Raw genomic sequence first — 22,915 nt, forward strand, 5'->3', positions numbered from 1 at the left:
ATCAATCGGCAAACGGGCCGGCTTTGACAAATCCGCCGCCCTGAAACTGCACCGCCGGGTCGCTGAGGTCGGGCGCCGGGGTGCGGGCATAGACCGCCTCGCGGAAGATGTCCGAGCTGTCCTGCGGCGCATAACCGATGTGGCGGGCGCGGCTGTTGTCCCACCAGGTGACGGCGTTGTCGGACATGCCGAAGACAATGCTGTGCCCCAGCACCGGGGTGGTCAGGCAGGCGGTGATCAGGCGGTGCAGGTCGTCAAAACTCAGCCAGGTGGCCAGCATGCGCCGGTCTTTCGGCTCGGGAAAGGAGGAGCCAATGCGTACACAGGCGGTTTCAATGCCGTAGCGGTCAAAGTAAAAACGCGACAGGTTTTCGCCAAAAGCCTTGCTGACACCATAAAGGCCGTCCGGGCGGGCGGGCGCATCGGAATGGATGGTTTCGCTCTGGCGGTAAAAACCGGTGACGTGGTTGGAACTGGCAAACACCACGCGTTTGACGCCGTGTTTGCGCGCCGCTTCATACAGGTTGTACAGGCCCAGGATGTTGGCCTGCAGGATGGGACCAAACGGCCCTTCGACCGACACGCCGCCCAGGTGCACGATGGCCTGCACGCCCTGGACCATGGCGTCGACGGCCGCAGCGTCGGCCAGATCGGCCAGCACCACTTCTTCCCCCGCGCCGGCTGCGCCGAAGGCGACCCGGTCCGACAGGCGCAGCACGCTGCAGTTGGCTTTCAGGCGACCACGCAGGGCCTGGCCCAGGCCACCGGCGGCGCCGGTCAGCAGCAATTTTTCGTGAGCCCGGATGGTCATGCTTGTCTCTGGTTGAAAATAGGAGGGTGGCAAACGCTGGACTTTTGCATCAGGTTTGCTAAAGTAGCTTCTATTCAATAAGATATCAGTTATACGTTGTCTGATGACTAAGAATTTTTAATGAGGCAGCATCCCCTGTCAAGTGTTTTCTGATCCGCTCAAGGCAAACCCCTACCCGAGCAAACCCGATGGAATCGAACGTAACGGCCACCCCTCTTGACGACGCACCACGTGTGCGCCGCCCTCGCGGCCTGGTCACCGAAATTGTTGAAAGCCTGGCCGCCAGCATCCGCGCGGGGCAGCTCCAGCCCGGCGACAAGCTGCCCACCGAGGCCGAAATCATGGCCCGTTTCGACGTGAGCCGGACGGTGGTGCGCGAGTCGATTTCCAAACTGCAGGCCTCCGGTCTGGTGGAGACGCGCCACGGCATCGGCACCTTTGTGATAGAGAACCGCGACGCCGGCAACTTCAGGATTGCGGCAGCGGACTTTGCCACGGTGGCCGATGTCATTTCGGTGCTGGAGTTGCGCATCAGCCTGGAAACCGAGGCCGCCGGCCTCGCTGCCCAAAGGAGAAGCACGGAAAACCTCGAAGCCATGGCCACGGCCCTGCGGGCTTTTCAGGACTCGATCCACGCGGACTCCGATGCCGTCCCGCCAGACTTCCAGTTTCACATGGAGGTGGCCCGCGCCACCGGCAACCGTCACTTTGCGGACCTCATGACCTACCTGGGCACCATGATCATTCCACGCACCCGCGTGAACACGCCACAGAGCGCGCCCGAAGGCCGCTTGAGTTATTTGCAGCGCGTCAACGGGGAGCATGAAAACATCTACAACGCCATTCGCAGCCAGGATGCCGAAGCCGCCCGGGCGGCCATGCGCACCCACCTTTCCAACAGCCGGGAGCGGCTGCGCAAGGGCCAGGCCGGCGAGCCAACAAGCCCTTCCGCGGCGAGCTGACCTGCGCTGAGCTGACACGCCAGCAGGGCCGAATCAGGGAATTCCCCAAGGGAATAAAACCCTTCATGTTGTACGATGACTGATCTTTAAACCGGTTCGTTGTCTTACTTCCTGCCTTTATGCCTGACGCCCGTTCCCCTTCCCCGGCAGCTTCGCAAACGCCGCACATCACCCGCCTTCAAGTCATTCCGGTCGCCGGCCATGACAGCATGCTGCTCAACCTGAGTGGCGCGCACGGCCCGTTTTTCACGCGTAACCTGCTGCTGCTGACAGACAGCTCGGGCCGCACGGGTGTCGGCGAAGTGCCGGGCGGCGAGAAAATCCGCAGCACGCTGGAGGACGCCCGTGTACTGGTCGAAGGCCAGCCCCTGGGTCATTGGAACCAGATCCTGAGCAGCCTGCGCACACAATTTGCCGGGCGCGACAGCGGTGGCCGCGGCAACCAGACCTTTGACCTTCGTGTCGCCATCCACGCCGTGACCGCGGTGGAAAGCGCCCTGCTCGACCTGCTGGGCCAGTTTCTCGGTGTGCCTGTCGCCGCCCTGCTGGGCGAAGGCCAGCAACGCGACTCCGTCGCCATGCTGGGCTACCTGTTTTACATTGCCGACCGTCGGCAAACCGGCCTGGCCTACCGGAGCGAGCCGGATGCTGACGACGACTGGCTGCGGCTGCGCCATGAACCCGCGATGGATGCCCGGGCCGTGGTCCGGCTGGCCGAAGCAGCACACCAGCGCTACGGCTTCAAGGACTTCAAACTCAAGGGTGGCGTGCTGCGCGGCGAGGAAGAAATCGAGGCCATCATCGCGCTGTCGGAGCGTTTCCCGCAGGCGCGCATCACGCTGGACCCGAACGGCGGCTGGCTGCTGAAAGACGCGGTTCGTTTGTGCCGCGACCGGCAGCGGGAACTGGCCTACGCCGAAGACCCATGCGGCGCCGAAGGTGTTTTCTCCGGCCGTGAAGTGATGGCGGAGTTTCGCCGCGCCACCGGCCTGAAAACGGCGACCAACATGGTGGCGACCGACTGGCGCGAACTCGCGCACGCCGTCACCTTGCAGTCGGTCGACATTCCGCTGGCCGACCCGCACTTCTGGACCATGCAGGGTTCGGTGCGGGTGGCGCAGATGTGCCAGACCTGGGGCCTGACCTGGGGCTCGCATTCGAACAACCATTTCGACGTGTCGCTGGCCATGTTCACCCACGTGGCGGCGGCGGCACCGGGCCAGGTCACCGCGATCGACACCCACTGGATCTGGCAGGACGGCCAGCGCCTGACCAAACAGCCTTTGCAGATCGTGGACGGCAGCGTGGCTGTTCCCAAAGTACCCGGCCTGGGCGTGGAGCTTGACATGGCAGAGGTTGAAAAAGCCCACCAGCTTTACCTGCAGCACGGCCTGGGCGCGCGCGACGACGCCATCGCCATGCAGTACCTGCTGCCCAACTGGACCTTCAACGCCAGGATGCCCTGCATGGTCCGGTAATTCCTGCCCTGTTTTCGCGCCTGATTTTCATCACCACAAGAAGGAGACAAACCATGAAACGCCGCTCATTGCTTCAAACCGCGCTGGCCTCGGCCGCACTTCTCCCCCTCCTCGGCTCCGCCGCAGCTTGGGCCCAGGACAAATGGCCGTCCAAACCCATCAGCTACATCGTGCCCTTCCCGGCCGGTGGCACGACCGACATCCTCGGGCGGCTGATCGGCCAGAAGCTGGGGGCGGCGCTGGGCACCACCATCGTGATCGAAAACAAGGGCGGCGCCGGCGGCAGTGTCGGTTCGGAAGTTGCCGCGCGCGCACCGGCCGACGGCTACACCCTGCTGGGTGGCACCATCAGTTCGCACGCCATCAATGTGAGCCTGTACCCCAAGCTCGGCTACGACCCGATCAAGTCCTTTTCACCCGTGGTGCTGATCGGCTCGAACCCGGTGGTGCTGATCGTCAAGGCGGACAGTCCCTACAAGACCCTGCAGGACGTGTTGGCTGCGGCGAAGGCCAAACCGAAAACCATCTCCTCGGCATCGGCCGGCAACGGCACCTCGCAGCACATGACGCTGGAACTGCTGGGCTTCAAGTCGGGCACGCAGTTCGTCCATGTACCGTACAAGGGCAGCGGCCCGGCCATCCAGGACGTGATGGGCGGCCAGGTCGACATGATGTTCGACACCACGGTGGTGGCCGGCCCGCACATCCAGAGCGGCAAGGTACGCGCCATCGCCGTGAGCTCGGCCAAACGCCTGGAGTCGCTGCCCAATGTGCCGACCATTGCCGAGTCGGGCGTGCCCGGCTTCGAGGTGGTGTCCTGGCAGGGTATTTTTGTGCCGGCCGGTGTGCCCAAGCCCATCATCGACCGGCTGCACGCGGAGATCATGAAGATCCTGCAGACTTCCGAAATGCAGGACCGGCTCAAAAGCCTGGGCATGCAGCCTTCCAGCATGACGCCCGATCAGGTCGCAGCCTTCCAGAAGGCCGAAGTCGAGAAATGGGCGCAAGTCATCAAGGCCGCCGGCATCAAGCTTGAGTAAGCACGGCGCATCCAGAATGCGGGTGGCGGTGGTCGGTTCGGGTCAGGCCTGCGCGCCGCATTTCCGCAGCCTGAAGGACCTGCAGGACGAGCTGGAGCTGGCCTGGGTCATAGGCCGCGACGTGGCGCGCCTGGCCGCCTTGGAACTACCGGCCGGCACCCGGACCAGCACGCGCCTGGAAGACCTGCTGGACGACGCTACCGTGCAGGCGGTGCTGGTGCTGACACCGGCCAACACCCACCTGGACATCGTGCGGCGTGTAGCCGGGGCCGGCAAACATGTGCTGGTGGAAAAACCGCTGGAAGTCAGTCTGGACAAGGCCCAGCAGCTGGTGGAGGTCTGCGAGCGCGTAGGCGTGAAGCTGGCCGTCATGCTGCAGCACAGGATGCGCGAGGCCGCCCTCGCGCTGGCGCAACTGGTTGCCAGCGGCACGCTGGGAGACCTGGTCAGCGCATCGGCCAGCGTGCGCTGGTGGCGCCCGCAGAGCTACTACGACGAACCCGGCCGCGGCACACTGGCGCGCGACGGCGGCGGCGTGCTGATGACGCAGGCCATCCACACGCTGGACTTGCTGCTGAGCCTGACCGGCATGCCGGACAAGGTGAGTGCCATGGCCAACACCAGCGCCCTGCACCGCATGGAATGTGAAGACACCGTTGCCGCCGTGCTGCACTACCCGAACGGCGCCATTGGCAGCATAGACGCGACCACCGCGGCTTACCCGGGATTTCCTGAACGGATAGCCCTCAATTTCACCGGGGGCTCGGCCACGCTCGAAGCCGGGGAGTGTCACGCCGAACTGCTGGACGGCCAGACATTCCATGCCGGCAGGCGACAGGCGTCGGGTTCGGGCGCGAACATGATGGCCTTCGACCACCAGGCCCACCGCGCGGTGCTGCAGGATTTTGTGGCGGCCATCCGCACCCAGGCGGAGCCGGCCGTCACTGGGCGCTCGGCCCTGCAGGTGCACCGGCTGATTGCGGCCATGATGGTGTCCTCTGGCAGCGGCGCCGCCGTGTCCCTCACGGCCTGACGGCGGGTCTTTCGGCTACGCTTGGGGTCATGACCCCCTCGCCCTCCTCCACGCCCGCACCGCTGCACTTCTACTTCGACTTCATCTCGCCCTTCGGCTACTTCGCGTCGCTGCGCGTCGAGCCGCTGGCGGCACGGCACGGCCGTACCGTCGAATGGCACGCGATGTTGCTGGGCGTGTCAGTGCTCAAGGTCATGGGGCTCAAGCCCTTGCTGGACACGCCGCTCAAGGGCGACTACATCCGCCGCGACGCCAAGCGCTACATGCGCCGCCACGGCCTGGAGGTGAAACGTGATCTGGATGATGCGGTGATGGACCCGCGCGCGGCGAGCCGCGCTTTCTACTGGGTCAAGCAGCACCACCCGGCCCTCGCCGCGCCGCTGGCCCATGCGATCTACCACGCCTGCTGGGCACAAAGCCGGGACCTGTCCACCGCGGAGGCGGTTGCGGCCATCGACCTGCCTGCCGGCCTGGATGCACAGCGCCTGCGCGAAGGCATCGAAAGCGAGGAAGCCAGGCAGTTGCTGCGCAGCGCGGTTGAAGCCTCGCTGCAAGCCGGTATTTTCGGCTCACCCACCGTGGTGGTGGACGGCGAGCCCTTCTGGGGCGTGGAAAACCTGGGGCTGGTGGACCAGTGGCTGGACAGCGGCGGCTGGTAAGAACCTGTTCGAAGCGCTCAAGCGCCAGAAAAAACAAACGCCACCGGAACCGCAATCGCGGCTAGGCGCTCGCGCAGCCGGCGCTCCAGCGCCTCATCACGCGGCGACGCAATCGTCACCACGGCCGACAGACGGCCGCCATGCTCTTCGCCCCGCACGGTGGCGCCGGCTGTGTCCGCCAGCATCTCGGCCAGCTTGACCTCGATGGCGCGCAGGCGCAGCGCCGGCTTGTAGATCTTGCCGATCGCCGTCACCGGCATCACCTCGATGATGGTCACGCGTTTGGGCGCCGCCGGCCGCTCGTACACATGCGGCACCACGTCGGCCAGCAGCGTGGCCGGGTCGCAGAACATGCCGGTCCGGAGCGTGACAAAGGCCACGGGCAACTCGCCGGCATAGGCGTCCGGCTCGCTGACCACGGCGCACAGGGCCACCGCCGGGTGCGCCAGGAAAGCGTCTTCGACGAGGCCGGGATCGATGTTGTGCGAGCCGCGGATGATCACGTCCTTGGCGCGGCCGGTCAGGTGGATGTAGCCCTGTGCATCGATGTGCCCGAGATCACCGGAGACCAGCCAAGGGCCTTCGAACATGCCGGCATTGCGCGCGGCCTCGGTGTAGCCCGGACTCACGTGCGGGCCGCGCAGCACGATGACGCCGGTTTCACCGGCTGCACAGGTCTCGCCCAGTTGCGCCACGCCGCCCTGCCAGGGCACGGCGCGCACCTCGGTGTAGGGCAGGCGCAGGCCGGTCGAGCCCGGCACACGCGGCGCCGCCAGCGGCTCGATGGACACCAGGCCCGCGCACTCGGTCATGCCCAGAATGTTGCGCACCGCAATCCCGGGCTTGCGCTCGAACTGCGCCGCCAGTTCCGTGGGCAGCGGCGAGCCGCCGGTGTAGGCGACCTGGATTGACGAGATGTCCGCATCGACCGGCAGGTTGGCCAGCGTCGCGAGAATGGTCGGCACGCAGGCCAGCGCGGTCACGCGTTCGCGCTCGCAGAACTTCCAGTAGTTTTTGGTGAAGGCGGGGTTGCGCATGCCACTGAGCGTGGGCAAGACCTGGGTCGCGCCGATGGCGAGCATGGACAGGCCGTACACAAAAGCCCCGGCGACATGGAACAGCGGGAAACCGTTGAGCTCCACCGTGTGTTCGTCGAAGCCGTAAAACTGATGGGCAAACCAGCCGGTGTGCGCCTCGTTGCCGTGGGTGTGCTGCGCAAGTTTGGGAGAGCCGGTCGTGCCTCCGGTATGGAAGCAGGCGGCAATACGCTCGGGCGTGAGTTGTGGGTCAAACGCCAGCACGTCGCCGGCCTGCGCCAGCAGGTCCTGGAACACCGGCACGCCCGGCGCCGCGTTGTCACCGACCCGGATCTGCAGCACCGGCAGGCGCCGGATCGCCAGCACTTTTTCGACCATGGGCCAGAGCGGGAGCTCGCCGTTGGGACCGAGCGCAACAATCACTTTGGCACCCGACGCCTCGAGCAAGGCCGCAATGTGGTCAGGCTGCAGCAGGTAGTTGATCGGGCAGACCTTGCCCGCCAGTTGCGCGCCCCAGAGCGCGAATTGCGTCTCGGGAATATTCGGCGCCAGAATGGCCACGGCATCGTCAGGCCCGACACCCAGCGAGCGGAAAAGGTTGGCCGCCCGGTGGATCTGCGCCAGCAACGCGGCGTAACTCACGGTCACGGCCGGCTGCTGCAGGTCGCCGCTGGGCAGGTAGCGAAACGCATCACGGCCGGCAAAACGCCCCGCCGCATGGGCGATCAGGCCGTAGGTGGTGCGCGCCGGGATCGCCTGGTCATAAGGCGTGCGCTCCAGCGCCTCGATGTCGGCCAGCCTACGGAAGGCGGGCGTGGTCATGCAGCGGCAGCTTGCCCCAGGCCCAGCAGCCGCATGGCGTTGCCTTTCAGAATGCCGGGCATCACTTCCGGCTTGAAGCCGGCGTCTTCAAAATCCTTCATCCAGCGGTCCGGCGTGATCAGCGGGTAGTCGCTACCGAACAGGATGCGGTCCTTGAGCAGTGTGTTGGCGTATTGCACCAGCTGCTTCGGAAAGTACTTGGGGCTCCAGCCCGACAGGTCGATCCAGACGTTGGGTTTGTGGGTCGCCACGCTGAGGGCCTCGTCCTGCCAGGGAAAGCTGGGGTGCGCCATGACGATCTGCATGTCCGGGAAGTCGATGGCCACGTCGTCGAGGTGCATCGGGTTGGAGTATTCGAGCCGCAGGCCGCCGCCGCAGCGCATGCCGCTGCCGATGCCGCTGTGCCCGGTGTGGAAGATCGCCGGGAGTTTGTACTCGGCAATCACCTCGTAAATCGGCCAGGCCATCCTGTCGTACGGGTGGTAGCCCTGCACCGTGGGGTGGAACTTGAAGCCCTTGATACCGTGTTCCTCGATCAGCCGGCGTGCCTCGCGGGCTCCCATTTTTCCCTTGTGCGGGTCGATGCTCGCAAAGGCCATCATCATGTCGCTGTTTTTCTTGGCGGCTTCGGCAATTTCCTCGTTGGGGATGCGGCGCCGGCCCATCTGCGTCTCGGCATCCACTGTGAACATGATCAGTCCGATCTTGCGCTCGCGGTAGTAGGCAATCGTTTCCTCAATCGTCGGCCGGCGGCTGTTCTTGAAATACTTGTCGGCGGCGCGGTCGTATTCCTCGCCGTAGTTGTCGAACGGGTTCCAGCAACTGACCTCGGCGTGGGTGTGGATGTCAATCGCAATGAGGTTCTCGTAGTCCATGCTGTCTCCTGGTGGTTCGACTTGCTGCCCACCTCATTCGGGTTAACACTGAGAAATGAGGCTGCAAAGTCAATTGAATTGGTTATTGTTTATAACAATAATCGATGCAACTTGCAAACCTCCCATGAGCACCAAAAAATCCTCCACCGACCTCCAGCTTGAGTTCCGCGGCGACCACCAGGAGATCGCCGTGATCCGCCTGAGCCGCCCCGCCAAACGCAACGCCCTCAACGACGGGCTGATTCTGGCGCTGCGCGACATGTTTGACAACCTGCCGGCCGCCGTGCGCGCGGCCGTGATCCACGGAGAAGGCGCCCATTTCTGCGCCGGCCTGGATCTCGGCGAACTGCAGGAACGCGACGCCGGCCAGGGCCTGCACCACTCCCGCATGTGGCACGCGGCGCTGGAGCGGGTCCAGTACGGACCGGTGCCGGTGATTGCCGCGCTGCACGGCGCGGTGGTCGGCGGCGGCCTGGAACTGGCCAGCGCCTGCCATATCCGGGTCGCCGACGCGTCCGCGTTTTATGCGCTGCCGGAAGGCTCGCGCGGCATTTTTGTCGGCGGCGGTGGCTCGGTGCGTATCCCCAAGCTGGTAGGTGTCGCCCGCATGACCGACATGATGCTGACCGGCCGGGTCTACAACGCCGAGGACGGTGAACGCGCCGGTTTTGCGCAGTACCTGGTTCCCGAGGGCCAGGCCTTCGACAAGGCCTTTGAATTGGCGCAGCGGGTGGCCGCCAATGCACCGCTGACCAACTACGCGCTGATGCATGCCCTGCCCCGCATCGCCGAACAACCCGCCGACCAGGGCTTTTTCACCGAGTCCCTGATGGCCGCCATTGCCCAGAGCGCGCCCGAGGCCAAGGCCCGGGTCAAGGCCTTCCTCGATGGCAAAGCCAACAAGGTCAGCAAGGACTGATTCCCTCCCCAGCCCCGACAAGAAAAGACATGAGCGAGACAAAACTCACCTCCGCCCCCCGCTACCGGCCCCTGACCTTCGGCGTGACACGTATCGCCGCTCGCGAGGGTGATGGCGGAACCCGTTACATCAAGGCCGACCAGCCATTGGGCGACTATGCGGCGCGCATCACGGACCGCTTTCTCCACTGGGCGCAAACCGTGCCGGAGCGCAGCTTTCTGGCGCGCCGGACTCGCCAGGCCGACGGCAGCACGGGCGACTGGCAGCACCTGAGCTACGGCCAGGCCCTGGCCAGCGCACGCGCCCTCGGGCAGGCGCTGCTGGACCGCGGCCTGAGCGTCGATCGCCCGGTGGTGATCCTCAGCGAAAACGGGCTGGAGCATGCGCAGCTGGCGCTGGGCTGCCTGTATGCCGGCATTCCTTACTGCCCGGCCTCGCCGGCCTATTGCCTGGTCAGCCAGGACTATGACAAGCTGCGCCACATTCTCCAGACGCTGACCCCCGGACTGGTGTTTGCCACCGATGCGGCGCGTTACGGCAAGGCCATCCAGGCGGCCGTCGGTACCGACGTGGAAGTGGTGCTGCACGAGGGTTCGCTCGAGGGCCGGCCGACGACTTCGCTGGCCTCGCTGCTGGCCACCGCACCGACCGCGCAGGTGGACGCCGCGATGCAGGCGACCGGGCCGGACACGATCAGCAAGTTCCTGTTCACCTCGGGCTCGACCAAGATGCCCAAGGCCGTGGTCAACACACACCGCATGTGGTGCGCCAACCAGCAGCAGATGCGCCAGTCGATGCCGGTCCTGGCCGACGAGCCGCCGGTGCTGGTGGACTGGCTGCCCTGGAACCACACCTTCGGCGGCAACCACAACGTCGGGCTGACCCTGTACAACGGCGGCACGCTTTACATCGACGACGGCAAACCCACGCCGGCACTGATGGGCGAGACCCTGCGCAACCTGCGCGAAGTGGCGCCCACGCTGTACTTCAATGTGCCGACCGGTTTCGAAGCGATCGCCAACGCCATGAAGACCGACGACGTTCTGCGCAAGAACCTGCTGTCGCGCGTGAAGATGTTTTTCTACTCCGGCGCGGCACTGGCCCAGCCCGTGTGGGATGCGCTGCACGAGACCCAGGAACGCGAGATCGGCGAACGCATCGTCATGGGCACCGGCCTGGGCATGACCGAGTCCTCGCCTTTTGCAGTGTTCGTCACCAACCCCAACGTCAAGGCCGGCCACCTCGGCGTTCCTACACCCGGGTTGGAGCTCAAGCTGGTGCCTGTCGACGGCAAGACCGAGGTGCGCTACAAGGGCCCGAACATCACGCCGGGCTACTGGCGCAATGACGAAGCCACCCGCGAGAGTTTCGACGAGGAAGGCTTTTTCTCGACGGGGGACGCCGTGTTGTGGATCGACGAAAACAACCTCCACCTGGGCCTGCGCTTTGACGGCCGCATTGCCGAAGACTTCAAGCTCGCGACGGGCACCTTTGTCAGCGTGGGGCCGCTGCGGGCCAAGATCATTGCCGCCGGCGCACCTTATGTGCAGGACGCTGTCATCACCGGGATCAACCTCAATGAAGTCGGGGCGCTCATTTTTCCGACCCCGGCCGTGCGCAAGCTGGCCGGCCTGCCAGCCGATACGCCCCTGCAGCAGGTGCTGGAAAGTGCGCCAGTGCAGGCACATTTCCAGAAGGTGGCCAACACGCTGGCCGCCAGTGCCACCGGTAGCTCCAGCCGCGTGGCCCGGTTGCACCTGATGGCCGAACCGCCGTCCATCGACAAGGGTGAGGTCACCGACAAGGGCTCCATCAACCAGCGCGCGGTGCTCAAACACCGCGCAGCGCTCGCCGACGCGATGCATGGCGGCACGCTGCCTTTCACGATTCAGCCGCAACAGGACAAACCATGAATATCGACGGACAAGCTGCCCTCGTCACCGGCGGAGCTTCGGGCCTGGGCGAGGCTACCGCGCGGGAACTCGCGCGGCTGGGCGCCAAAGTCGCGGTGCTCGACGTCAACCTGGCGCTGGCCGAAAAGGTGGCGGCCGACATCGGCGGCGTGGCCTGCCCCTGCGACATCACCAACACCGACAGCGTGGCCGCGGCCATGGCCAAAGCCACAGCGGCGCATGGCCCGGCCCGCATCCTGATGAACATCGCGGGCATCGGCTCGGCCAAACGCGTGGTCGGCAAGGACGGCCAGGCCGCGCCACTGGAAGATTTTGCGAAAGTCATCAACATCAACCTGATTGGCAGCTACAACATGAGCCGGCTGTTTGCGGCCGACTGCGTGAAGCTGGCCCCGCTGGAAGACGGCGAGCGCGGCGTCATGATGTTCACAGCCTCGGTCGCCGCTTTCGACGGCCAGGTGGGCCAGCAGGCCTACAGCGCCTCCAAGGGCGGCCTGGTCGGCATGACCCTGCCGATGGCGCGCGACCTGGCGCAACACGGCATCCGCGTCTGCACCATCGCGCCCGGTCTGTTTGCCACGCCGCTGATGAAGCAACTGCCCGAACCGGTGCAACAGTCACTCGCCGCCTCGATCCCGTTTCCGCCGCGCCTGGGAAAACCCGAAGAGTTCGCACAGCTGGCATGCCATATCGTCACCAATACCCACCTCAATGGCGAAGTGATACGGCTCGACGGCGCCCTGCGCATGGCGCCGCGCTGAAACAGGCACAGGCGAAAGACGCCTGCCGGACCTTGCTGACCCTTGCTGACCTCGTTCTTACCTTGATTTTCATGTCCATTTTTACAACAGGAGACCTAGCATGACCTTTACCAAATCCCTACTCGTCCTTGCCCTGGCTGGTTCGGCGGCTGGCGCCGCCCTGGCCGACATCAACATCGGCGTCAGCCTGCCGTTGACCGGGCCGACCTCGGCACTGGGCATTCCGATCAAGAACTCCATTGCCCTGTGGCCCACCAGCATTGGCGGGGAAAAAATCAACGTCATTATTCTTGACGACGCCACCGACCCGACCAACGCCACAAAAAACGCCCGCCGCTTCGTGACTGACGACAAGGTCGACATCCTGATGGGCTCGGCCGCCACGCCGCCGGCCAACGCCGTCGCCGCCGTTGCCGCGGAAACCGGCACCATGCACATGACCTTTGCGCCCATCGACGTGTCCACCGGCAAGGCCCCCTGGTCTTACAACACCCCACAGTCCACGCTGGTGATGTCGCATGCCATCGCGGCTCACATGAAAAAAATCGGCGTCAAGACGGTCGGCTTCCTCGGCTACGCCGACGCCTACGGGGAACTCTTCCTGCGCGACATGAAGGTCAAGATGGCCGGCACCGACATGAAGTTCGTGTCCGAAGAGCGTTTTGCCCGTACCGACACCAGCGTCACCGGCCAGGCCCTGAAAGTCACTGCCGGCAATCCTGACGCCATCCTGATCGTCGCCTCGGGCAGCGGTGCCGCCATGCCGCACAAGGCGCTGATCGAGCGCGGCTACAAGGGCAAGATCTACCAGACGCACGGCGCAGCCTCGCGCGACCTGATGCGTGTCGGTGGCAAGGACGTGGAAGGTGCGTTTGTCGTGGCCGGCCCGGGCGTCGTGGCCGAGCAGTTGCCCGCCAACCATCCGAGCAAGCAGGTGGCCATGACCCACGTGACGGCCTGGGAAAAGATCTACGGCCCGAACAGCCGCAACCCGTTTGCCGGCCACGCCTATGACGCGTCCGTGATCCTGCAGAAGATCATTCCCATCGCCCTCAAGACCGCCAAGCCCGGCACCAAGGAGTTCCGCGGTGCGCTGAAGGCCGCCCTTGAAAACGCCGGCCCGATCGCGCTGTTTCACGGCACCGTGAACTACACCGCGACCAACCACGCAGGCTACACCGATGACACCGGCGTGATCATGCAGATCGTCAATGGCGACTGGAAGTTGCAGGCCAAATAAGCCGGCATTCCGGGCACTCCCGGTCGGGGCGGCTTCTGGCTGCCCCCGACCGGGGCTTACCGTTTCACGGGCTCCCTGAAGGTATTTATGGATTTTTCAATTGCCAGCATCCTGCTGGTCGATGGCCTGACCAATGGCGCGATTTATGCGCTGCTGGGACTGGCCACCGTGCTGGTGTTTGCGGTGACCCGCGTCATCTTCATTCCGCAGGGCGAGTTCGTCACCTATGGCGCGCTGACACTGGCCATTTTGCAGACCGGCAAGGTGCCGGGCACGATCTGGCTGCTGATGCTGCTGGCCGGGCTGGCCGCGCTGGCCGAGGCCTGGCAAAGCTGGAAGCGTTACCGGCTTGCCGGCACTGCGCTGCTGGCCGGGCTCAAGGTGCTGGCCGCCCCTGTGGTGGTGTCGCTGGTCACGCTGTGGGCCGCGCCGCAGCAGTTTTCGCTGCTGGTGCAGGCGCTGCTGTCGGTCTGCATCGTCACCTGTTTCGGACCGCTGGTTTACCGCCTGGCCTACCAGTCGCTGGCCGATGCCAGCTCGCTGGTCCTGCTGATTGTTTCGGTGGGCGTGCATTTTGCGCTGACCGGCCTGGGCCTGCTGTTTTTTGGCGCCGAGGGTTTCCGCAACCCACCCTTCTGGGATGCACGCTTCAGCCTGGGGGCGGTCAACCTGTCCGGCCAGGCGGTGATCATTGCGCTGGCATCCATGGCGCTGATCGTGATGTTGTGGCTGTTTTTTGAGCGCACGCTGTATGGCAAGGCCCTGCGTGCGACCGCGGTGAACCGGCTGGGCGCGCGCCTCATGGGCATCTCCTCGCAGACCGCGGGCCAGCTGACCCTGGCCATGGCGGCGCTGATTGGCGCGCTGTCGGGCCTGCTGATCGGTCCCACCACCACCGTGTTTTACGACTCGGGTTTTCTCATCGGCCTCAAGGGTTTTGTGGCGGCCGTCATCGGCGGCCTGGCCAGCTACCCGGGCGCGGCCATAGGCGCGCTGGCGGTCGGCATCATCGAAGCCTTCGGCTCCTTCTGGGCCAGCGCTTTCAAGGAAGTGATCGTCTTCACGCTGATCCTGCCGGTGCTGCTCTGGCGCTCGCTCAAGGGCGGGCACTCGGACGAGGAGCACTGACATGACCATTCGCAAATGGGGCCCGTGGGTCCTGGTCGCCGCACTGCTGCTGGTCTGTGTCCTGCCGGTGCCGGAGTTCTGGATCACCCAGCTCAACTACATCGGCATCTCCAGCCTGACCGTGCTGGGCCTGATCCTGCTGACCGGCGTCGGCGGCCTGACATCCTTCGGGCAGGCGGCCTTTGTCGGCATCGGCGCCTACACCAGCGCCTACCTGACGGTGAACGCCGGCCTGTCGCCCTGGGTCACGCTGCTCGTCGGCCTGGGCCTGACCGCGGCCTGCGCCGTGGTGCTGGGCTGGATCACGCTGCGCATGTCGGGTCACTACCTGCCGCTGGCCACGCTGGCCTGGGGCCTGTCGCTGTACTACACCATGGGCAACCTGGACGCGCTGGGCAAATACGACGGCATTCTCGGTGTCACCGGCCTGTCGCTGTTCGGCTGGGAGCTGGGCCAGGGGCGGGTCTACCTGCTGCTGACCTGGTCGCTGGTGCTGCTGGGCACGCTGGCGCTGATTCACCTGCTCGATTCACGCGTGGGCCGCGCCATCCGCTCGCTCAAGAGCGGCTCGCAGATGGCCGAATCCATGGGCATAGACACGCTGCGCTTCAAGATCGGCATCTTCCTGATTGCCGCGCTGTTTGCCTCGGTGTCCGGCTGGCTGTTTGCGCACTTCCAGCGTTCGGTCAACCCCTCGCCCTTCGGCGTGCATGTGGGCATCGAGTACCTGTTCATGGCCGTGCTCGGCGGCGCCGGCCATGTCTGGGGTGCCATCACCGGTGTGGCCATTACCAAACTCATGGCCGACCAGCTACAGGTGCTGCTGCCCATGCTCATAGGCACCAGCGGCAGCTACGAAACCATCGTGTTCGGTGTGTTGCTGGTGCTCACGCTCAAGTACGCGCCTGACGGCATCTGGGCCTTTGTGGACCGCAAGCTGCCCAAGGCCCCGCGCAAGGTGGACTGGCAGGATGCAGCCCCGTTGCCGCACCGCGCCAAGCCGGCCGCCGGCGAAATCGTGCTGCAGGCCAGCAACATCCGCAAGGAGTTCGGCGGCCTGGTGGCGGTCAACGACATCAACTTCTCGGTGGCCTCGGGCCAGATCGTCGGACTGATCGGCCCGAACGGTGCCGGCAAGTCCACCACCTTCAACCTGATCACCGGCGTGCTGAGCCTGACACGCGGCAGCGTGGCCTTCCGCGGCGAAACCATCAGCAACCTGCCCTCACGCGAGATCGCCAAACGCGGCATCTCACGCACCTTCCAGCACGTCAAGATGATTGCCGACATGACGGTGCTCGAAAACGTGGCGCTGGGCGCGCACCTGCGTGGCAGCAAGGGCGCACCGTCGGCCATGCTGCGGCTGGACCGCACGGAAGAACAGCGCCTGCTGCGCGAAGCAGAGCAGCAGCTGCGCCGCGTCGGCATGGGCAGCCACCTGCATGAACTGGCCGGCAACCTGGCCATGGGCCAGCAGCGGTTGCTGGAGATTGCGCGCGCGCTGTGCAACGACCCGGCCCTGTTGCTGCTCGACGAACCCGCCGCCGGTTTGCGTTACCTGGAAAAGCAGGCGCTGATCGACGTGCTGCGCCAGCTCAAGGCCGAGGGCATGAGCATCCTGCTGGTCGAGCACGACATGGACCTGGTGATGCAGGTCACCGACCGCATCGTGGTCATGGAGTTCGGCACCCGCCTGATCGAAGGCACGCCCGAAGAAATCCAGGCCAGCCCGGCGGTACGCGCCGCCTACCTCGGCACGGAACATTGACCCCCATGACCTCACCTCTTCTCGTCGTCAAGAACCTCCACGCCGGCTACGGCAAGGCCGAAGTCCTGCGCGGCATCGCCCTGCAGGCCGAAGCCGGCAGCATCATCACCGTCATCGGCCCCAACGGTGCGGGCAAGTCCACCCTGCTCAATGCGCTCATGGGTATGTTGCCGGCCACCGGCAGCATCGAATACGCCGGCCGCTCCATCATCGGCCTGCCGCTGGAAGAACGCGTCATGCTCGGCATCGCGCTGGTGCCCGAAAAACGCGAGCTCTTCGGCAGCATGTCGGTGGAAGATAACCTCGTGCTCGGCGCCTTTCGCCAGGTGCGCCTGCGCAACAAGGCATGGCGCGACCAGATGGAGGTGGTGTTCGAGCTGTTTCCGCGCCTGAAGGAACGCCGCGCGCAGGAGGCCGGCACACTCTCCGGCGGCGAGCGGCAGATGCTGGCCCTGGGCCGGGCGCTGATGTCGCGTCCCACCTTGCTGATGCTCGACGAACCCAGCCTGGGCCTGGCGCCGCTGATCGTGCGGGAAATCTTCCACACCATCGAGGCGCTGCGCCAGACCGGCGTGACCACCTTGCTGGTAGAGCAGAACGCGCGCGCCGCACTCGAAGCAGCCGACCACGGGTACGTGCTGGAAATGGGCGAGATCGGCCTGAGTGGCCCGGCCGCCGACCTCGCCAAGGACCCGCGCGTGGTGGACACCTACCTGGGCGCGTCGCGCAAGCCTGCAGCCACCGCCTGAGGCCATGGACTACCAGCCTCGCCTCGACGATATCCGGTTCATCCTGCACGAAGTGCTGGACGCCCCGGCGCAACTGCAGGCGCTCGCGCCTTTTGCGGGCACCGATGCCGAACTCATGGAGCAGGTCCTCGGCGAAGCCGGCAAGTTCGTGGCCAGCCAGATCGCACCGCTGCAACGTACCGGCGACGAGATCGGCTGCACATGGGACCAGGGACAGGTCACCACCCCACCCGGCTTCAAGGCCGCTTATGCCGCCTTCTGGCAGGGCGGCTGGCCGGCGCTGGCCTGCGCGACGGAGGACGGCGGCCAGGGCCTGCCCGCGGTGCTGGAGGCCATTCTGTACGAGATGCTCAGCGCCGCCAACCACGGCTGGACCATGGCGCCCGGCCTGCTGCATGGCGCCTATGAATGCATACGCCACCATGCCAGCGATGCCCTGAAGGCGACCTACCTTGAAAAAGTGGCGACCGGCGAGTGGCTGGCCACCATGTGCCTGACCGAGCCGCAGGCCGGCAGCGACCTGGGCCTGGCGCGGACCCGGGCCGTGGCCCAGACCGACGGCAGCTACCGCCTCGCCGGCACCAAGATTTTCATCTCCGGCGGTGAACACGACCTGACCGACAACATCGTTCACCTCGTGCTTGCGCGGCTGCCCGACGCGCAACCCGGCCCCAAGGGCCTGTCGCTGTTCCTGGCACCCAAGGTCCTGCCGGACGGCCAGCGCAACACCGTTCATTGCGATCGCATCGAGGAAAAAATGGGCCTGCACGGCAGCCCGACCTGCGTGATGCGTTTTGACGAGGCCACCGGTTGGCTCGTTGGCGAGCCGGGCCGCGGCCTGGCGGCGATGTTCGTGATGATGAATGCGGCGCGCCTGCATGTGGCCCTGCAGGGGATTGGCCTGCTTGAGGCCGCGTGGCAAAAGGCCGATGCTTATGCCGGCGAACGCCGGCAGATGCGCGTGCCCGGCCCGCGCGACAACACGCAAGCGGCCGATGCCATCACCGGCCACCCCGCCATGCGCCGCCTACTGGACACGCAACGCGCCTGGATAGACGGCGGCCGCGTGCTGGCCTACCGCACGGCGATGGAGCTGGACATCGCCAAACACCATCCCGACGCCACCCGGCAGGCCAGCGCGCAGCGCTGGTGCAGCCTGGTCACCCCGGTGCTCAAGGCGGCCTTCACCCACCAGGCTTTTTACGGCGCCAGCGAATGCCTGCAGGTTTTCGGCGGCCACGGCTATGTGCGCGAATGGGGCATCGAGCAAATCGTGCGCGACGCGCGTGTGCCCATGATTTACGAAGGCACCAACGAGATCCAGGCCATCGACCTGCTGGTGCGCAAGGTGCTGGCCGACGGCGGCGCCGGCATGGCCGCACTGCTGCAGGACCTGCAGGCCGGCCTGGATGCCGGCCACCCGGGCGATGCCGACGTGCTGCGCCGCTTTGCCGACCTGCGCGAGCTCACGGCCCTGCTGGCCGCGGCCAGCCGGACCAACCCGGTGCTGGCCTGCGAAGCCGCCGACGATTACCTGCGCGCGGTCGCCCTCGCCCTGCTGGCCTGGGCCTGGCGCCGCATCGACAGCGTCGCGGACGATGCCCCGCGCTGGCGCCAGGCCAGCGCCGCGCTGCACCTGCGCGTGTTGCCCGAATTCGACATGCGTCTCGGCATCATGCGGGGCCAGTGCACACCGGCGCCCGCGGTTTTGGTATAACACCAGGCTGCAGCCCCCGTCCTCCATGCGCAAGAAGCTACCGAATTCATAGCATCGACAGGCTCAAAAGTTCCCCCAACAACACCCAGGCACAGAACAAGACCCCCACACCATGAGCGCCCGCGATCTTCCCAAACCTCCCGGCCCGGCCGCCACGGCCACGGTGGACCAGGTCGACACCAGTTACCTGCAAAGCCTGATCGGCTACAACGCCAGGCGCGCGGCGCTGGCGGTCATCGAGGTGTTCATGGAGCGCATGGCGCCTTATGACCTGCGGGTCGTGGATTTTTCGGTGCTGTCGCTGGTCACGCACAACCCCGGCATCACCTCGCGCCAGCTCTGCACGGCGCTGGGCATCCTGCCGCCCAACCTGGTGGCCATGGTCAACAGCCTGGAAAAACGCGAGCTGATCGCGCGCAAGCCGCACCCGCGCGACGGCCGGGCCATGGGCCTGCACCTCACCGCCAGCGGCAGCAAACTCATGCGCGACGCCGAACACACCGCGGCAACGCTGGAAGCCGACGTCGCCGCCCGGCTCACGGCCAGTGAGACCAAAACCCTGCTGCGGCTGCTGCAAAAGATCTACCTGTAACGCCCGGCTGCCCCCACCCCTACCGCATTCATTCCAACTTTTCAAGCCCTTTTGGCTGTGAAGCTACACCCTGCGGGCGCAGGCAGCTATAAAACTAGTAGCAGTCCGGAATTTGCGCTATATTCGCCTTCCAAGCTCGCGCTTGCCGATCAACTCTGACAAAAAACGTGACCAGGAGATGCCCCCCATGAGTGCCAAAGAAAATGCCGCCGTCGGACAGCTGTTTGAGCTGCTTGAATCGCGTTACGCCCTGCGCGTGTTGTGGGCGCTCAAAGACGGTCATCCGCAGACATTCCGGCTGCTGCAGGACAGCGTGGGCAGCATCACGCCGAACACCCTGAACACCCGCATCAAGGAACTGCGCGCCGCCGGCCTGATGGGTCACGGCAACGACGGCTACATCGTCACCGCCCTCGGTGCCGACCTGCTCAAACGCCTGAACGACGTGCAGGCCTTTGCCGCCAAATGGTCGGCCAGCCAGACCAAGGTCACGGCCGTCAAGAAGAAATAAGGCGCTGCCGCCCCCACAAAGACAGGCCCTGCGCCTGTCTTTTTATTTGGGGCAGGCGCTTTCAGCGCCGGATTTCAGGCATAAAATCGGGCTGCAGCCCTTTTACAGCTTGCGCAGCCAGCTATTTATTTGATAGCATCAACCAGCCGGCAGGTGGCGCCCACCCGCGCGGCACCAGGCTGCAAGTCCTTGTCTTGAAAAGGGCTTTGCTGCCCCAAACTGCCCTCTTGTCCTTATGAACAACTGCCTTCGACCATGTCCGACCACAAACACCCCGAACAAAATCAAGACCTGAGTGGCGCACCCAGCCCGGAAGAGCTGGAAGCCGCCCAGGCCGCCAACGAGGCCGATGCACTGAGCGCGGCCCAGGCCGAACTGGCCGTGCTGCAGGCCAAAAACACCGAGCTGGCCGACAACTTCCTGCGCGCCAAGGCCGAGGCTGAAAACGCCCGCCGCCGCGCCGATGACGAAATCGCCAAGGCGCGCAAGTTCGCCGTCGAGAGTTTTGCCGAAAGCCTGCTGCCGGTCACCGACAGCCTGGAAGCCGGGCTGCTGCAGCCGGACGCGACGGCAGCGCAAATCCGTGAAGGCACCGAAGCCACGCTCAAGCAGCTCAAGAGCGCGCTGGAACGCAACAAGGTGGTCGAGATCAACCCCGCCGCCAGCGACAAGTTCGATCCGCACCAGCACCAGGCCATCAGCATGGTGCCGGCCGACCAGGAAGCCAACACCGTGGTCAGCGTGCTGCAAAAAGGTTACCTGATCGCCGACCGGGTGTTGCGGCCCGCGCTGGTCACCGTGGCCGCGCCGAAATAAACACCGGCGAACGAGGGAGATGCACTTGAAACCAGAAAAGTTATCCACAAGTCATCAACATGGTCGCGTGACCACCGGCTGAAATCCTCGGCCACCCGTCTTCAAACAACTTAACCAAGAAAATCTAGGAGTAAATCATGGGCAGAATCATCGGTATCGATCTGGGCACCACCAACAGCTGCGTGGCTGTTATGGAGGGCAACGTCCCCCGCGTCATCGAAAACTCGGAAGGTGCGCGCACCACGCCGTCGGTCGTGGCTTACCTCGAAAACGGTGAAGTGCTGGTCGGTGCCTCGGCCAAACGCCAGGCCGTGACCAACCCCAAGAACACGCTCTACGCGGTCAAGCGCCTGATCGGCCGCAAGTTCACCGAAAAAGAAGTGCAGAAGGACATCGACCTGATGCCCTACAAGATCGTGGCTGCCGACAACGGCGACGCCTGGGTCGAGGTGCACGGCAAGAAGATGTCGCCGCAGCAGGTCAGCGCCGACATCCTGCGCAAGATGAAAAAAACCGCCGAAGACTACCTCGGCGAGCCGGTCACCGAAGCCGTCATCACGGTGCCTGCCTACTTCAACGACGCACAGCGCCAGGCAACGAAAGACGCCGGCCGCATTGCCGGCCTGGACGTCAAGCGCATCATCAACGAGCCCACCGCTGCGGCGCTGGCCTTCGGCATGGACAAGCAGGAAAAAGGCGACCGCAAGATCTCGGTCTATGACCTGGGCGGCGGCACCTTCGACATCTCCATCATCGAGATTGCCGATGTCGACGGCGAAAAGCAGTTCGAGGTGCTGTCGACCAACGGCGACACCTTCCTGGGCGGCGAGGACTTCGACCAGCGCATCATCGACTTCATCATCGACGAGTTCAAGAAGGAATCCGGCGTCAATCTCAAGAACGACGTGCTGGCCCTGCAGCGCCTGAAGGAAGCCGCCGAGAAGGCCAAGATCGAGCTGTCCTCGAGCGCGCAGACCGACATCAACCTGCCCTACATCACCGCCGATGCGTCGGGCCCGAAACACCTGAACATCAAGATGACGCGCTCCAAGCTGGAGCAGCTCGTCGAAGAGCTGGTCGAGCGCACGATCGCCCCCAGCCGCGTGGCGGTCAAGGACGCCGGCGTCGCCAGCTCCGACATCCATGACGTGATCCTGGTCGGCGGCCAGACCCGCATGCCCAAGGTGCAGGAGAAGGTCAAGGAATTCTTCGGCAAGGAGCCGCGCAAGGACGTGAACCCCGACGAGGCCGTGGCCGTCGGTGCCGCGATCCAGGGCCAGGTGCTGTCGGGCGACCGCTCCGACGTGCTGCTGCTCGACGTGACCCCGCTGTCCCTGGGCATCGAAACCATGGGCGGCGTGATGACCAAGATGATCAAGAAGAACACGACCATCCCGACCAAGTTTGCACAGACCTTCTCGACCGCCGAGGACAACCAGCCGGCCGTGACCATCAAGGTGTTCCAGGGCGAGCGCGAAATCGCCTCGGGCAACAAGGCGCTGGGCGAGTTCAACCTCGAAGGCATTCCGCCATCAGCGCGCGGCACGCCGCAGATTGAAGTGTCCTTCGACATCGACGCCAACGGCATCCTGCACGTTGGCGCCAAGGACAAGGGCACCGGCAAGGAAAACAAGATCACCATCAAGGCGAACTCGGGCCTGTCCGAGTCCGAGATCCAGCAGATGGTCAAGGACGCGGAACTCCACGCGGCCGAGGACAAGGAGCGGGTCGAGTTCGTGCAGGCCAAGAACAATGCCGAAGCCATGGTGCACAGCGTGAAAAAATCGCTGACCGAGTACGGCGACAAGCTCGACGCCGGCGAGAAGGAAAAGATCGAGACCGCCATCAAGGACATGGAAGAAGCGCTCAAGGGCGAGAGCAAAGACGCCATCGACGCGAAAAATGCCGCCCTGATGGAAGCCAGCCAGAAGCTCGGTGAAAAAATGTACGCCGACATGCAGGCATCGCAGGCCGCCCAGGCCGGCGGCGCGGCCGGCGAAGAAGCTGCAGCCAAACCGGCCGCCGACGACAATGTGGTGGACGCCGAAGTCAAGGAAGTCAAAAAGGGCTGATCCCCTTTTTGA

Annotated in this window: 20 protein-coding genes; 17 read left to right on the forward strand and 3 right to left on the reverse strand. The window is 65.0% G+C overall.

Annotated features, from left to right (window positions below; genetic code table 11):
- Position 1: 1 nt before the first annotated feature.
- Positions 2 to 811, reverse strand: a complete 810-nt coding sequence (locus PSV40_RS00270) for an NAD(P)-dependent oxidoreductase (RefSeq protein ID WP_300532971.1) — start codon at positions 809 to 811, stop codon at positions 2 to 4.
- A 188-nt stretch (positions 812 to 999) separates the two neighbouring features.
- Between PSV40_RS00270 and PSV40_RS00275 the strand changes: the two genes are divergently transcribed.
- The 5 genes from PSV40_RS00275 to PSV40_RS00295 all read left to right on the forward strand — a co-directional run bounded on the left by PSV40_RS00275 (position 1,000) and on the right by PSV40_RS00295 (position 5,983).
- Positions 1,000 to 1,773 (forward strand): FadR/GntR family transcriptional regulator, encoded by a 774-nt coding sequence (locus tag PSV40_RS00275; RefSeq protein ID WP_300532972.1) that lies wholly within the window; start codon positions 1,000 to 1,002, stop codon positions 1,771 to 1,773.
- A gap of 119 nt (positions 1,774 to 1,892) precedes the next feature.
- Entirely contained in the window at positions 1,893 to 3,251 is a 1,359-nt protein-coding gene (gene gudD / locus PSV40_RS00280; RefSeq protein WP_300532974.1) for a glucarate dehydratase, read from the forward strand.
- 53 nt (positions 3,252 to 3,304) lie between these two features.
- A complete protein-coding gene (locus tag PSV40_RS00285) occupies positions 3,305 to 4,291 on the forward strand; it encodes a tripartite tricarboxylate transporter substrate binding protein (protein ID WP_300532976.1) in 987 nt (328 codons plus the stop codon).
- Positions 4,284 to 5,324, forward strand: coding sequence for a Gfo/Idh/MocA family oxidoreductase (locus PSV40_RS00290; protein ID WP_300532977.1), 1,041 nt, complete (start codon positions 4,284 to 4,286; stop codon positions 5,322 to 5,324). The genes PSV40_RS00285 and PSV40_RS00290 overlap by 8 nt, the downstream gene beginning before the upstream one ends.
- A gap of 29 nt (positions 5,325 to 5,353) precedes the next feature.
- Positions 5,354 to 5,983, forward strand: a complete 630-nt coding sequence (locus PSV40_RS00295; RefSeq protein ID WP_300532979.1) for a 2-hydroxychromene-2-carboxylate isomerase — start codon at positions 5,354 to 5,356, stop codon at positions 5,981 to 5,983.
- A 17-nt stretch (positions 5,984 to 6,000) separates the two neighbouring features.
- Here the strand turns inward: PSV40_RS00295 and PSV40_RS00300 are convergent, their stop codons facing one another.
- Both PSV40_RS00300 and PSV40_RS00305 read right to left on the reverse strand, forming a co-directional pair.
- Entirely contained in the window at positions 6,001 to 7,842 is a 1,842-nt protein-coding gene (locus PSV40_RS00300; RefSeq protein ID WP_300532981.1) for an AMP-binding protein, read from the reverse strand.
- Complete coding sequence (locus tag PSV40_RS00305; protein WP_300532982.1) at positions 7,839 to 8,717, reverse strand: amidohydrolase family protein; 879 nt, start codon at positions 8,715 to 8,717, stop codon at positions 7,839 to 7,841. The genes PSV40_RS00300 and PSV40_RS00305 overlap by 4 nt, the downstream gene beginning before the upstream one ends.
- A 124-nt stretch (positions 8,718 to 8,841) precedes the next feature.
- Here PSV40_RS00305 and PSV40_RS00310 point away from each other — a divergent pair, with 124 nt between their 5' ends.
- The 12 genes from PSV40_RS00310 to dnaK all read left to right on the forward strand — a co-directional run bounded on the left by PSV40_RS00310 (position 8,842) and on the right by dnaK (position 22,903).
- Positions 8,842 to 9,636 (forward strand): crotonase/enoyl-CoA hydratase family protein, encoded by a 795-nt coding sequence (locus PSV40_RS00310; RefSeq protein WP_300532984.1) that lies wholly within the window; start codon positions 8,842 to 8,844, stop codon positions 9,634 to 9,636.
- A 29-nt stretch (positions 9,637 to 9,665) separates the two neighbouring features.
- Positions 9,666 to 11,549 carry a feruloyl-CoA synthase gene (locus PSV40_RS00315; RefSeq protein ID WP_300532986.1) on the forward strand — a complete coding sequence of 628 codons (1,884 nt, stop codon included), beginning with the start codon at positions 9,666 to 9,668 and terminating at the stop codon, positions 11,547 to 11,549.
- The gene (locus tag PSV40_RS00320; RefSeq protein WP_300532988.1) at positions 11,546 to 12,310 is read left to right on the forward strand and encodes an SDR family NAD(P)-dependent oxidoreductase; all 765 of its coding nucleotides are present in this window, start codon (positions 11,546 to 11,548) and stop codon (positions 12,308 to 12,310) included. The genes PSV40_RS00315 and PSV40_RS00320 overlap by 4 nt, the downstream gene beginning before the upstream one ends.
- A 100-nt stretch (positions 12,311 to 12,410) precedes the next feature.
- Positions 12,411 to 13,550, forward strand: a complete 1,140-nt coding sequence (locus tag PSV40_RS00325) for an ABC transporter substrate-binding protein (RefSeq protein WP_300532990.1) — start codon at positions 12,411 to 12,413, stop codon at positions 13,548 to 13,550.
- Between the two features lie 87 nt (positions 13,551 to 13,637).
- The gene (locus PSV40_RS00330; protein WP_300532992.1) at positions 13,638 to 14,678 is read left to right on the forward strand and encodes a branched-chain amino acid ABC transporter permease; all 1,041 of its coding nucleotides are present in this window, start codon (positions 13,638 to 13,640) and stop codon (positions 14,676 to 14,678) included.
- A 1-nt stretch (position 14,679) separates the two neighbouring features.
- Positions 14,680 to 16,446 carry a branched-chain amino acid ABC transporter ATP-binding protein/permease gene (locus PSV40_RS00335; RefSeq protein ID WP_300532993.1) on the forward strand — a complete coding sequence of 589 codons (1,767 nt, stop codon included), beginning with the start codon at positions 14,680 to 14,682 and terminating at the stop codon, positions 16,444 to 16,446.
- 5 nt (positions 16,447 to 16,451) lie between these two features.
- Positions 16,452 to 17,195 (forward strand): ABC transporter ATP-binding protein, encoded by a 744-nt coding sequence (locus PSV40_RS00340; RefSeq protein WP_300532995.1) that lies wholly within the window; start codon positions 16,452 to 16,454, stop codon positions 17,193 to 17,195.
- 4 nt (positions 17,196 to 17,199) lie between these two features.
- Positions 17,200 to 18,912 (forward strand): acyl-CoA dehydrogenase family protein, encoded by a 1,713-nt coding sequence (locus PSV40_RS00345; RefSeq protein ID WP_300532997.1) that lies wholly within the window; start codon positions 17,200 to 17,202, stop codon positions 18,910 to 18,912.
- 112 nt (positions 18,913 to 19,024) lie between these two features.
- Positions 19,025 to 19,504 carry a MarR family transcriptional regulator gene (locus PSV40_RS00350; RefSeq protein ID WP_300532999.1) on the forward strand — a complete coding sequence of 160 codons (480 nt, stop codon included), beginning with the start codon at positions 19,025 to 19,027 and terminating at the stop codon, positions 19,502 to 19,504.
- Between the two features lie 187 nt (positions 19,505 to 19,691).
- Positions 19,692 to 20,015, forward strand: a complete 324-nt coding sequence (locus tag PSV40_RS00355) for a winged helix-turn-helix transcriptional regulator (protein WP_293592410.1) — start codon at positions 19,692 to 19,694, stop codon at positions 20,013 to 20,015.
- A gap of 255 nt (positions 20,016 to 20,270) precedes the next feature.
- Positions 20,271 to 20,831 carry a nucleotide exchange factor GrpE gene (grpE, locus tag PSV40_RS00360; protein WP_300533000.1) on the forward strand — a complete coding sequence of 187 codons (561 nt, stop codon included), beginning with the start codon at positions 20,271 to 20,273 and terminating at the stop codon, positions 20,829 to 20,831.
- A 137-nt stretch (positions 20,832 to 20,968) separates the two neighbouring features.
- Positions 20,969 to 22,903 carry a molecular chaperone DnaK gene (gene dnaK / locus PSV40_RS00365; protein WP_300533001.1) on the forward strand — a complete coding sequence of 645 codons (1,935 nt, stop codon included), beginning with the start codon at positions 20,969 to 20,971 and terminating at the stop codon, positions 22,901 to 22,903.
- Positions 22,904 to 22,915 lie beyond the last annotated feature (12 nt).

The organism is Polaromonas sp. (assembly GCF_029945925.1).
In the GTDB taxonomy this organism is placed as follows: domain Bacteria; phylum Pseudomonadota; class Gammaproteobacteria; order Burkholderiales; family Burkholderiaceae_C; genus Polaromonas.